The sequence below is a fragment of the Echinicola salinicaeni genome, assembly GCF_014280965.1.
Taxonomy (GTDB): Bacteria; Bacteroidota; Bacteroidia; order Cytophagales; family Cyclobacteriaceae; genus Echinicola; species Echinicola salinicaeni.
On the sequence record NZ_JACODZ010000004.1, the window covers coordinates 417,188 to 430,121 of the forward strand.

General features: G+C 38.3%; 7 protein-coding genes. 2 read left to right on the top strand and 5 right to left on the bottom strand.

Translation table 11 applies throughout. The features are described 5' to 3' along the window. Positions 1-20: 20 nt before the first annotated feature. From H7U17_RS09680 to H7U17_RS09700, 5 genes are all read right to left on the bottom strand, one after another. On the bottom strand, positions 21-1,235 hold the full coding sequence (locus H7U17_RS09680) for a DUF4959 domain-containing protein (RefSeq protein WP_186756502.1): 1,215 nt from the start codon (positions 1,233-1,235) through the stop codon (positions 21-23). Between the two features lie 18 nt (positions 1,236-1,253). Then, on the bottom strand, positions 1,254-3,242 hold the full coding sequence (locus H7U17_RS09685) for a RagB/SusD family nutrient uptake outer membrane protein (RefSeq protein ID WP_186756503.1): 1,989 nt from the start codon (positions 3,240-3,242) through the stop codon (positions 1,254-1,256). Between the two features lie 20 nt (positions 3,243-3,262). Then, the gene (locus H7U17_RS09690; RefSeq protein ID WP_222439171.1) at positions 3,263-6,757 is read right to left on the bottom strand and encodes a SusC/RagA family TonB-linked outer membrane protein; all 3,495 of its coding nucleotides are present in this window, start codon (positions 6,755-6,757) and stop codon (positions 3,263-3,265) included. Between the two features lie 134 nt (positions 6,758-6,891). Next, positions 6,892-7,983 carry a FecR family protein gene (locus H7U17_RS09695; RefSeq protein ID WP_186756504.1) on the bottom strand — a complete coding sequence of 364 codons (1,092 nt, stop codon included), beginning with the start codon at positions 7,981-7,983 and terminating at the stop codon, positions 6,892-6,894. 400 nt (positions 7,984-8,383) lie between these two features. Next, positions 8,384-8,980, bottom strand: coding sequence for an RNA polymerase sigma factor (locus H7U17_RS09700; protein WP_186756505.1), 597 nt, complete (start codon positions 8,978-8,980; stop codon positions 8,384-8,386). A 744-nt stretch (positions 8,981-9,724) separates the two neighbouring features. Between H7U17_RS09700 and H7U17_RS09705 the strand changes: the two genes are divergently transcribed. Then, entirely contained in the window at positions 9,725-12,100 is a 2,376-nt protein-coding gene (locus H7U17_RS09705) for a TonB-dependent receptor (RefSeq protein WP_186756506.1), read from the top strand. 1 nt (position 12,101) lies between these two features. Beyond that, positions 12,102-12,914, top strand: a complete 813-nt coding sequence (locus H7U17_RS09710) for a DUF4249 domain-containing protein (protein ID WP_186756507.1) — start codon at positions 12,102-12,104, stop codon at positions 12,912-12,914. The last annotated feature ends 20 nt before the right edge of the window (positions 12,915-12,934 follow it).

Here is a 12,934-nt window from a genome sequence, read left to right on the forward strand (position 1 = left end):
TTAATTCGCCTAATGAGATTTTATCTGGGGTCACCATAGGCTCTAAGATCGGCGATACTTTGATTGGTTCCTCCGGCCCAGTTTTCTAGACACCTGATTCGGATGTACCTTACTTTAGGAGCGTCCAAATCCACTTCAAAATTAAACCCGGCACGAGCGACTTCACGGTCTTCGTTTGTGTCTTGGCCATATGGGCTACCGGATGGCTTTTCGATTTCATAAGATCCCAGAAGGAACCAGCTGTCATCTAACTCCCCATTTAGACTAGGATCAGCCGATCCATAAATTTCGAAGCGCTTTAGGGTGGTTAGATAATAAAACTGAGGGGGATTCAGTTCTGGAAAAGGTCTCATCCAAATTCGACTGACTTTAGCTTCTACACCAGTATCAAAGGTGATAATATGTGGCTGTCCCACGCCAAATGCCTTTTTTGTAAAACTGGTGAATGGCCATCCATATCGGCCGTCCCATAAAAATTCTATCCTAGTACTATTTAATTGGGGGGCATCTCCCGGAAGGTCAAAAGCACCGAATTTGCTTCTGTCCAATTCTGTTTCAAAAAGAGGAAGAATAGTTTGATTTAAGGTGTCAGTGGTGTTTCCCCATTTGTCTCTGACAGCAATCTTAAATTCATAATTAACGGTATCTAATCCCCTTATTTTTGATTCAATATCAGGAAGAGAGGTGAAGACACTTTTTTGATTATCTACTTCGAACTCACCAAAATCATTTTTCTTTAACACAAGAATGGAAATATCCTCACTTAGTGGATTATCCGCTTTTAGATCGTAGCCTCCAAATGCATTGTTGATTTTGAGACTTTCATATATCTCCCAAATCGGTGCTTTTTTTGGTTTTACATTGACTGTTGTAGCTTCAGAATAGATATCATTCCGACTTACTGCATAAACCTTTACCTCATGATCTAAGGTGTCAGCAAACCCTTCGAGAAGTAATTTGTTGTCATAATAAGAGGATTTTACTTTCCGAGTTTTTCCTGAGTTGAGCTCATAGGATGCTTCTACATAGAGTAGATTGGCATCATTCGGAACGGTATAAGTGAGCAAGGCCTTTCCAGGCAGGTTTTCAACACTGATCTCATTAATTTTGAGCGGAACCGCTGAATTGTCTCCGTATGGTTCTCTAAACTCTAGCTCTTCGTTGCATGCTAATAGGCCACAAGTCAAGCCAAAAGCCAAAAGCATATATTGTGAAAGTTTATTGTTTCTAAACATGATTTCTAAGTTTTAAAATTACCAACCTGGGTTTTCTACAAGATTAGGATTACGGCGTGTATCGTAATTTCCGATAGGCCAGAAATAATCTCTTGGAGCAATGAAGCTTTGGCTATAAATCACTCTTTCATTATTGTAGGCTTCCGTGGTTTTTCCGATGATATTAAATCCGGTAATATCTTCATTAAGGTATTCTACCGATTTTTTCCATCTTCTGAGATCCCAAAAGCGATGTCCTTCCAGCGCCAGTTCTATTAGTCTTTCACGATGGATGATTTCTCTTAGACCATCTTGTGTGGTGAATTTTTGGGGATTGGTAGAGTAGGTCTCCCAAGAAACTTTTACACCTCCCAAGCCAGCTCGTTCTCTAATTTTGTCTAGGTATTCAATGGCCATCGGGGAGCCGCCTTCTACCTCGTTTAATGCTTCTGCATACATCAAATAGAGGTCAGCCAACCTAATTTCAGGCCAAGGATATACTTTCCAGCTTACATTATTAGAACTGTTGGTGGTTGATTCCCAATTGACCAGTTTTTTGATGAAATATCCAGTTTCATTCCAGTTGTTGTAATGCCCGAAACCTGCGTTTTCGAAGTTTTTGCATTTCACATAAAAGGTGTTTTCATCCGCTCCTTTTGCATTTCCATCCTTCATATACCAGATGCTTCCGTCGAAGCCTAAATCTGCATAGAATCTATGCTCCCGATCAAAATTCAGTCTGGCAGTTTGGTAGCCAGGTTCTATATGGTATCTTTCTTCTAAATTAGCTGTTCTAATATCCATATAGTCGGTAAAATCCAAGGTTTTGTCTTCTTCAATGGGAACTCCGTTTTTGGTGTAAAACATCTTGGCTATTTTAATCGGTACAGAGAAAAAGCCGGCTAAAGTACCACGTGCATTTTGCTGGCTTCTTTCTACGGGCGGCATGCATGCACGTTGATTGATGTAATTACTATTTGAAAGTGCCCAAACATGTTCTTCAGCCCATCTTTTGGTTACAGCATTTCTGATATTTAATTGGGTTTTCATGTCATCACTGAGCTCAAACACATCGTTTTTGTATTCATAAAGGGCGTGCCCATTAGCTTCAGCAATTTCGATGGCTTCTTTTAAGGCATCACGGGCCTTTATCCATTTATTGGGATCGTAATTTTGAGGAAAGAGTTTGGTTCCTTCTTTATCTTCAAAATTTGCGAAATCACTATTACCATTAAATAGAGGACTTGCGGCATAAATTAAAGTCTTAGCTTTGATCGCAGAGGCAATCGACTGTGTGGTTCGCCCGAGCTCGGTATTTTCATCCGTAATAGTGGCTGGAAGATTTGGAATGGAACTGTCCAGAAGCTTAACAATATAATTGGTTACTGAGTCAACTGGCATTCTTTTCTCTTCAGCTATTCCAATTTCAGCGTTTTTATCCATGATAGGGATGGGACCGTACATTCTAAAAAGATAAAAATGGTAAAAGGCTTTAAGGAATTCTACCTCTGCTATCCATCTTACACGTTCATTTGCTGAAAGGTCAGGTACCAAGCCCTTGTCCCGTACATTCTCTAGGAAGATATTACAATGTCTGATACCTCTCCATAACTTTAAGTGGCTTCGACCATCCCCATTTCCTCCCTTTTGGGTACCTGCCCATTCGTTATAGAGTGGATTGTCTTTGTTTTGCTGGCCCAAGGCTATGCGGAATGCTGCGTGCCATTTGTTCTGGTTGGTCTGAGGATACCAATATTCATCCCCAGCAGCCATTCCAGGATTAAACCAAGTGTCACCATGTAGTGGTAAAAAGGAATAACATGTAAACAAGTACTTTTCTGCTTCATTTCTCAGGCGAAATGCATTGTCAATAGTGGCAACATTGTCAGGAACAATGTCCAGGTATTCACTACAGCTACTGAAGAGCAATACTACGGCCATTGGTATGTACAATAATTTGCTTTTGATCCGTTTCAGAGTAGTCCGGAACAGAGATGATGTCTTTATATTCAGGAATTTAGTTTTCATAAATTCTTTATTTTGAGTTGTTATAATGTGATTGAAAGGCCTAGGTTGTAAACCGATTGAATTGGGTAGTTCATACCGTTTCCGCCCATTTCTACGTCCCACATCTTAAATTTACTTATGGAGAAAAGATTGATAGCAGAGAAATAAATTCTTCCAGAATTAATTCCAAAAGGTTTGAACTCTCCGATATTATAGCCTATGTCAATATTTTTTAGCCTAATAAAACTACCGTTTCTCATCCACCAAGTAGATTGACGGTTATTGGAGTCTATTCGCCAGGTGCTCAGGCGTGGCCAGAAAGCATACAGGTCAGGGTTTTCTTCTGACCAATAATCATCTGCGACTACTTGTAAAAGGCCTGTTTGGCGTCCACCATCTTGATAAAAGGGTTGAATAGCCCAATGATCGATGAAGAAGGAAGACCTTGCAGATCCTTGGAAATAAAAATTGAAATCAAATCTTTTGAATTGGATTGAAGAGCCAAATCCATAAATAATCTCTGGCTGAGTGGGGTATCCTATTGGTACCCTGTCATCATTATTGATGACACCGTCACGGTTAATATCCCTGTACTTGATATCACCAGGCATTAATTCTGTGTCACCAAATTGAACGGGAGAATTGGCGACTTCTTCTTCATCTACAAAGAGTCGTTCTGCTATAAATCCCCACTGCTGCGTCAAAGAATGACCTGTTTTTGCAAGATGGCTCAACTCTTCAGGGTAAAGGAGTTCATCCAGTTTGATGGCCTTACTTGTGGCGTACGTGAAAGTTCCCCGAAAATCAATTGATAGATTCTTTTTTAAACGTTTGGTATAATTGAATGAGAGATCTATACCCTTGGATTCAGCTTTTCCATAATTGGATAATGGGGTAGCCATTAAGCCAGCAGTATTGTCTATATAAGTCAATGGCTGTAGGATTTGGGTTCTTTTTTGATAGAACGCATCGGCTATTATTTCCAGTGAATTATTAAAAAGTCCTAAATCTATACCGAGGTTCAATTGTCTGGATTCTTCCCAAGTGATATTTTCATTGGCGTATCTAGAGATAGAGACGCCGTCTCTACTATATCGAGGTATACCATCACCCTTTCCAAATACAGCGCCATAGCTGCCATTGTTAAGGTTGACATTGGAGAGGTAGAGGAAGCGCTGGTCTCTTCCGCCGATCTGGTCATTACCGACCACACCATAAGTAGCTCTTAATTTCAAGTTGGAAATAGCTCCTCTCAGTGGAGTGAAAAAAGGTTCGTTGGAAATAATATATCCTAGACCTGCAGAAGGAAAGAAGCCAAACCTGTTCTTCTTGGCAAATCGCTCAGATCCGTTATAACCAAAATTCATCTCTACCAAATAGCGATCGTCAAAGCCATAGGTGAATCTTCCAGAAAGCCCCATGTTTCGGTTGGGTAAGGATAAGATCAAACTGCCAGGGTTGCCAGCTTCATATTGCTGGATATAAGATACCAACATGCCGCCTACAGCATGTTTTTCGTCAAATATGCGGTTATAATCAATCGCACCTTGAAGCCAAAAGGTGGATTCGACGATTTTTTCACCTTCTCTGTAATTCAAGTATTCAGTACCTGTAGTTCCTATTGCGTCAGCTGAGCCATCATTAAGGACCTCTATCGTATAGGAACCATCATTAGGGTTGATCTGTGATTCATAAAAGAATGGATTGTAGAATCTATCCATAGCAACAAAGGATCTTCTTTTTAGGTAGGTCATCGCCCTTACTTTTAATCCTTTTGTGATAAAATCTAAATCCTGGTTGATTTCAAGTTGTGGATTCAGATTAGAGGATTTATAGGTTTGGAAACCTTTGACCATTTCGGCATAGGGATTCATGAAAAGAGTTTCGGTTTCCGTTCCTGTGCTGTTGATGGTTCTTGCAGAGCCAAATAATGGGTGCTGTACGAAAGGCATTTTTTCTTGAGGATAGACCGCAGGAAACATAACTGGATTAGCTCTCCTTGCATTATTAAAAGTGGCTGATCCACCACCTATTGGCCCATTGTAATCATCAAACTGGCCATAAACCCTTGCTGTTAATTTAGTGGTTTTGGTCAGGTTGAAGTCAATATTAGACCTGATAGAATAGTTGTTGAGGCTGATGTTGTTGTTGAAGTTATTGATGGGATCAACCTTCAATAGACCATTGTCTCTATTATATGTTGCTGCCAAATAATATTTACCGGTCTTACCGCCACCGCTGATGTTTAGGTTAAAGCCTTGGTTGTAGGTATAGTCCTTGATCAGTTGGTCTATCCAGTTGTTGTTGGGGTACAAATATGGGTCTTCTCCTGCTCTTGTGGCGTTAATTTTATTTTGGGAGTAAGCAGGAATGGCTGTAGGAGTCCTTGTTAAAGCCGCCTCATTGGCCATTTCCATATAGGTGATATTATCAGCATATTGGAAGTTTTTTGTGTTGGAAGAAAAACGGTTTTCTATCCTTAAACTTACTTTCAAAGGGCCTTCTGTTCCTGACTTGGTATTGATTAATACCACTCCGTTTGCTCCCCTTGCACCAAAAATAGAGCTGGCTGCAGCATCTTTCAGTACCGAAAAATCTGAGATGTCGTCAGGTTGGAGTCTGGCCATGTCCGTAGGGGTAGACTCTATTCCGTCAATCAGTATCAATGGATTTCGCTTACCTGTGCCAAAAGTCGAAAGTCCACGAATAAAAAAAGTAGAATTATCTGAGCCAAAACCGGGTTCACCACCTTGTTGGAAGGAAATTACACCGGCGATTTTCCCAGCTATTGCATTGGTCAGGTTGGAAGATGCTGTTTTTAGTTCTTTAACATTGACAGAGGATATTGAGCTAACCAAACTGCCCTTTTTCTGCTCTCCAAAACCAACGACTACAACTTCTTCCAGCCCCTCAAGGTTTTCTTCTAGGATTATAGAAAGCTGTTTTTGTTGACCTACCTGGACTTCTTGCGTTTTATAACCGATAAATGAAACAATAAGGGTTACATTGCCCTCTGAAGGGATGTTTATGGAGAATTCTCCATCAGCATTGGTCGCCGTACCCGTGGAAGTCCCTTTTATCAAAACAGTAGCCCCAGGGATTGGTATTCCGTTTTCATCCGTTATCAGGCCGGTAATCTCTTTGAACATTTCAACAGTAACTATTGAAAACTTTTCATTTTTTTTGACATGAATATTACCGTCAACTTGTTTAAAGGAAAGTTTTGTTTGTTGGGCCAAATCAGTCAACACCTTGTACAAGGTCTCACCGTTACTGATCAATGTCACCTTAGGAAGGCTTTTGATCTCACGGTCCATGTAGACAAAATTATAATCACTGGCTTTTTCGATTTCCTTAAAAGCTGCCTTGATATCCAAGTTGGTTACTTCTATTGAAACTTGGGCATCTTCAATGCTCTTAATTTGCGCCTTTCCATTGTTTGCCAGTATAAAACTCATGGAGAAGCACTGGATTATAAATGCAAAAGCAAATAATTTGGTCATGTATATAACATGCTTTAGTAGGTTATTTTTCATATATTTAAATGTTTATTGGGTAATGCTAATTGTCGAATAAACGTTTTTGGACAGTGGAATAGCAGTTTCACTGTTATCTAGATTTCAGGTCATAGGTGTTGGCGCACTTATGACCTGTTTGTTTTTTCATAGGCTTATTTTTTAAAAGTTAATTGCACATTTTTTTCATTAATTTGATAAGTGATTTTAGCAGAATAACTCATTCCACTGAGTACGTTTTCAAGGCTTTGATCTTTAAATATCCCCGAAATTGTATAGTTCTCATCAGGAATATTCATAAGATTAATATTTACACCATACCAATTTTCCAGCACCCTGACCACTTCGTTTATCGGTGTCTGATCAAAATATATAGTCTTCTCGGTCCAGGATAGGACTTTGTCTTTCTCGAATGAATATTTTGAAGATACCTGTCTTTCATTTTCGTATTTCAACGCTTCACCTGGAATCAGCTGCAGTCGCTTATTTTTCTTGTCAAAAATATTGACTTCGACAATTCCTGAAACCAAGGAGATTTCCACATCTTCATTTTCATATCCAGAAATATTAAAGGAAGTTCCCAGTGCTTTGGTAGCTGTTTTTCCGGTGTTCACGATAAATGGCCTAGATTTATCTTCTGCTACATCAAAAAACGCTTCTCCTATTAACACAATTTCTCTTTTCTCCTTTTCAAATCCATCAATATACCGGATACTGCTGTTTGAATTGAGCATAATCTTTGTTCCGTCATTTAATGTGAATGACGATTTTATTCCTTGAGGAGCATAATGCTCTTTGTAAACCTGTTTTAAATCCATAGCCTCATAATTCGAGCTAGTGGATGTAAAATAGGCAGCCATAAATGCAACCATGATTGACAGTATTAAAATAGAAGCTAGCCTTTGAAAATATCCTATCCGTTCATATATCCTTTTTTGTGGCCTAGTGCTCCTAATAATACTTTCGGAGCTGATAGGTACAACCTTTCCATCAAATTGATCGATATTGTCAACTTGAATTTTGATCTTTTTCCAAATACTTTCCACTCTTCCATCAGGTATTGACCTTGACCGAACTGCCATGTTAATGATGATTTTCCTAGCAGCCTTTATTTCCATGAGCTTATCCGGATGATTCTCCAAAAAGTTCTTCCAATCCGATTTGGAGGAACTGTCAGGATAGATTACCCATCTTTTAAATTCAGGGTCAAGTACAAAATCTTCTACTGTATATTTGGACTTATTCATTCTAATGGCTTTTCACTTATAAGTATTGCTTTTCTCTAAAAGTTATCCTTCGGTAACCATTTTTTTTTAAGATAAATATATAAGAGATTGTTATACAGTGGGTTAACGGTGAGAAAAGTATTCGGTCTAGAGGGACTTTTGCAATATGAATATGGATCAAGCCGAAAAGCTGGGGGGAAATAGTCTATTTTAGCTTTGATATGTGCTATTTATTAACCACAGATGGACAAAGATGAACACAAATATGCTTATTTATAATGCATCTTTGTTCATCCTTTTACATGATTGACTGTCTAGGAAGATTTGTGACTTAAACTACGCTTACTCTGACAAGGGTAGACAAAATTTAAGTTTGAAATTATTCACCCCCAGAAATATTGCTTTATCCATGAATATTTGGTTAACCAATGAATAGAAAGAAAAATACTAATATATGATTCCCTAGTTTTTTTTTCATGGCTGAAATGGCTTTCCAGGCTAAGGTATAAACTGAACGGAGGTTGATCCCCATAATTTTGGAAATCTCCTCGTATGAAAAATTTTCAAAAAAAAGATAATTAATAACTTCTTTTTGCCTAAATGGAAGCTTTGATATGACTAATGCAATTTGTTCTTGGACTTGTCTGTCTCTCTCTCCGGAAACTATTTCTGACTCTCTTGAAGGAGAAAGTAAAATATGTTCCTCTATATTATCGAAATTCCATTTTCTCTCCTTTTTTGACTCACCAAACATCTTATATGTTAATGCCCTGAACAAGTACATCTTTACATTTTCTGCCTTCTGCAGATTTTTATGGTATTTCCAAAGGTCTATGAAAACTTCCTGTATACAATCTTCTACCAGGTTCTCATTATCAATTATAGAAACCCCATATAGGAACAATTCCTTGCAAAAAAGTCTATATATACCTTCAAGGCCACTTTTATCACCTTTGATCAATCCGCTCCATAAGCTACTGGCCTGAATGTTATATGGATTTGACTCACTGGGTTTCACAAAATGCAATTTAGGGTTATGTATTTAGACTATGCTTTTAATTTTTTCTAAAAAGAAATGACAATGTAAAAAATAACATATTACAAATGAAATCATCATTCTAAAATCAGTAAAAACTATAATAAATCTTTAATAAAGCCTCTAAATATTTTGCAAACTGAATCAAAATTGAACAGAAGTTTTTTTTGGTTTAATGCTTTTTTGCCGCCAAGGTTTGTTTTTTGATTGATTTTCTTACTTTAATTTTTCTTGACCATATCTTCCAAAATAGACTTCTGCATGCTTTAGGTTTTTGTGGGATTCATGGTGCCTATAGTAGGTATATATTGCTCGAACCCTTTTATTTTTGCCTCTAGGTGTTCGGGAATGAAGGGAATGTCCAATGTGACCACTTTTGCTGATAGTAAACAGTTTAGGGGCAATTAATGTTGAATGCATAACTTCTATTTGGCCTTTGTTAGGGTAGAAGCATCTTTAGGTGTCTTTACTTTTGAAAGTAGCTTTAATTTCATGATAGAAGATTTCTATGAATTAATATTGAATAAGTAATTCAAAATAGCTAACCAAATTTACTCAATCCCGTTAGCAACAAGAATCGATGGATTCAAGCAGCTTAACTAAATTGAATATTTTCAATGTATTGTTAAGAAAATTTTTCAGTGGAAGGCTATGTTTCACTTTGAGAAAAATGTTAGTCCAAGATGAAACTTTAGCTGGTTTTGTTTAAAAAACAAATTTGAAATAATGAAAAGAACAACTCGGACCTGCAACCATTCAGGTTTTTTTCAATGGTACTTTTTTCTAAGCTTATTTTTCTTTGTCCCCATTTCTTTCGTAGCGGCACAGAGCAAATTTACCATCAGCGGTACAATTGAAGATGCAAGTAGTGGAGAGGGACTGATAGGAGCAACGGTTTTTGTCAAAGAGTTAGGGACAGGAGCCACGAGCAATGTTTATGGGTTTTATTCACTGACTGTTCCAGAAGGAGACTATACCTTGGAGTATAGTTTTGTAGGGTATGAACCCATAATCAAGTCAATCAGTTTGAGAAATGACCAGAGTATCAGTGTCGAGCTTGAACCAGCATCCACGCAATTGGAGGAGGTGGTTGTTTCTGCAGACCCGGAAGATTCAAATGTCCGCTCAACACAAATGAGTGTAAACAAATTGGATATGCGGGAGGTGTCGGCCATTCCAGTGATTTTTGGGGAAAAGGATATTGTGAAAACAATTCAATTACTTCCAGGTATCAAATCAAGTGAAGGAGGTGGAGGTTTCTTTGTAAGAGGAGGGAGTGCTGACCAAAACCTTATTTTATTGGATGAAGCCCCCGTTTATAATGCTTCGCATTTATTGGGTTTCTTCTCGGTTTTTAATTCTGATGCCATTAAGGATTTGACCATTTATAAAGGACATATTCCTGCGGAGTATGGAGGCAGGGCTTCTTCGGTATTGGATATAAAAATGAAGGAAGGGAATAATAAGAAGTTTGCCGCACAAGGTGGGATAGGCTTGATTTCCTCAAGGGCAACCATAGAAGCACCAATTGTTAAAGATAAGGGGTCATTTGTGGTTTCAGGAAGAAGGACTTATGTGGATATGTTTCTTAAGCTTTCCAATAATGAGGATTTGAATAATTCTACCTTATATTTTTATGATCTTAATGCCAAAGCAAACTATAGGTTGGGTGATAAGGACAGGGTTTTTGTGTCTGGTTATTTTGGGAGAGATAATTTTGGTTTCAATGATCAGTTTGGCTTCGATTGGGGAAATGCTACAGCTACAGCCCGATGGAATCACCTGTTTAATGATAAATTGTTCCTTAATACTACTGCTGTTTTTAGCGATTATAATTATGATGTGGAGATAATGGCTGAAGAGGAAGATGGTGAAATGAATGGCTTTAAGGTGATGTCGGCAATTAGGGATATCAGTTTAAAGGAAGATTTTGAATATTATATCAGTCCCGAAAATACCTTGAGGTTTGGTATAAGTGGGATCCGCCATAATTTTTTACCTGGAGAGATTGTTCCACAGGGGGATTCTTATATCAATGCGCAAGAGCTGCAACGGAAGTATGCATGGGAAACAGCTGCTTATGTTTCTGAGGATTTGAACGTTTCTCCAAGTTTAAATGTCAATGCTGGTCTAAGGTATTCTTGGTTTGCCCAGGTTGGGCCTGGTGAAATATTTACCTATGATGAAGATGGGGATATTGTGGATGCTCAAAGCTATAAGAGTGGTGAGATAGTTAAATCCTATGGAGGTTTGGAGCCTAGGTTAGGGATAACTTATCTATTAAATGAAACAACATCTCTCAAGGCTTCCTATGGTAGAAATAGGCAATACTTGCATTTAGTTTCCAATTCCAATGCGGGTACCCCTATAGACTTATGGATTCCGTCAAGCAATAATGTCAAGCCTCAAATAGCTGATCAGATTGCTTTGGGCTATTTCAGGAATTTTAATGATAACTCCTATGAAGGATCTGTGGAGGTTTACTATAAAGACATGCAAAACCAAGTGGATTATAAGACAGGTGCAGAATTAGTCTTTAATGAAAATGTAGAGTCTCAGTTATTGTTTGGAAAGGGCTGGTCCTACGGAGCAGAGTTTTTCCTTAGAAAAAATAAGGGAGACTTAACGGGTTGGATAAGTTATACTTTATCTAAGACTGAAAGACAATTTGATGGGGTAGATTATGGAGAGGTTTACCCCGCCAGTTGGGATAGGCCGCATGATTTTTCCATAGTAGGGATTTATCAGTTGAATCGAAAGTGGAACTTATCAGCCTCTTTTGTTTATCGATCCGGTGATGCGGTAACCTATCCGGTGGGCAAATATGAGTCGAAAGGAGAGGTGATCAACCTGTATGAAAAGAGGAATAATAGTCGCTTGCCTGATTATCACCGATTGGATTTGGGGGCGACTATGAAGCTGAAAAATAATGAACGTTTTGAGTCGGATCTTAACTTCTCCATCTATAATGCTTATGCAAGAAAGAATGCCTTTTTAGTGAACTTTAGAGAGAGTAGGGAAGACCCTACAAAAACAGAGGCAGTGAAATTCTCCCTTTTTAGCATCTTGCCTTCTATTACCTATAACTTTAGATTTAAATAAAATGAAGTCATATATATATTTAGCTCTTATAGCAGTTTTATCCTTGTTTTCATGTGAGGAAGTGATCGATATCAGTTTAGAAGATGCCGAGCCTAGAATTGTTATTGAAGGGATTGTTACGGATCAACCAGGCCCCTATACGGTCACCATAAGTAAGTCTGTAGGTTTTTATGAGGATAATGATTTTCCAGGTGTTGAAGGAGCCTATGTGGAGATTTCAGATGATATGGGAAATATTGATGTGCTGGAAGATTTGGGGAATGGTGAGTACCAAACAACAAGTATACAGGGGCAAAGAGGGGTGAATTACACTATCAAGGTAAAAGTAGAGGGGGAAACCTATATGGCAGAAAGTCAAATGCAGGAAACGCAAGTTGCTATAGATTCTCTGTCGATTAGGTATGAGGAAGAATCTTTGTTTTATAAAGAGGGGTATTACTTTAGGGCTTATTTCGAAGACCCTCCTGGTTTAGGGAATTATTACAGCTTTAATGTCTATGTCAATGGTGAAGTTTATGTTTTCGATTTTGATGGAGAATTGATTGAGGATGATAACTTTTGGCTGTGGGATGACAAGTTTACTGATGGTAATATTCAGGATTATGACTTCCCTCATACATTAGAGGAAGGGGATGAGTTATATGTGGAGTTGAGACATTTGGATAGGTCGACTTATGATTATTATCGGACCTTGGTGGAAGTAATTGATGGAGGAGGAGTAGCCCCGTCTAATCCTTTATCCAATTTTGGAGATACTGCTTTAGGATATTTTGCTGCTTTTTCGGTGACCTCCACAGAGGGGGAGGTAGAGTGATAGGCCCAGTTTTTATGTGC

Excerpts from the sequence above, each read along its gene's own strand:
- H7U17_RS09680 (WP_186756502.1), bottom strand. The coding sequence starts at position 1,235 with ATGTTTAGAAACAATAAACTTTCACAATATATGCTTTTGGCTTTTGGC.
- H7U17_RS09685 (WP_186756503.1), bottom strand. The coding sequence starts at position 3,242 with ATGAAAACTAAATTCCTGAATATAAAGACATCATCTCTGTTCCGGACT.
- H7U17_RS09690 (WP_222439171.1), bottom strand. The coding sequence starts at position 6,757 with ATGAAAAATAACCTACTAAAGCATGTTATATACATGACCAAATTATTT.
- H7U17_RS09695 (WP_186756504.1), bottom strand. The coding sequence starts at position 7,983 with ATGAATAAGTCCAAATATACAGTAGAAGATTTTGTACTTGACCCTGAA.
- H7U17_RS09705 (WP_186756506.1), top strand. The coding sequence starts at position 9,725 with ATGAAAAGAACAACTCGGACCTGCAACCATTCAGGTTTTTTTCAATGG.
- H7U17_RS09710 (WP_186756507.1), top strand. The coding sequence starts at position 12,102 with ATGAAGTCATATATATATTTAGCTCTTATAGCAGTTTTATCCTTGTTT.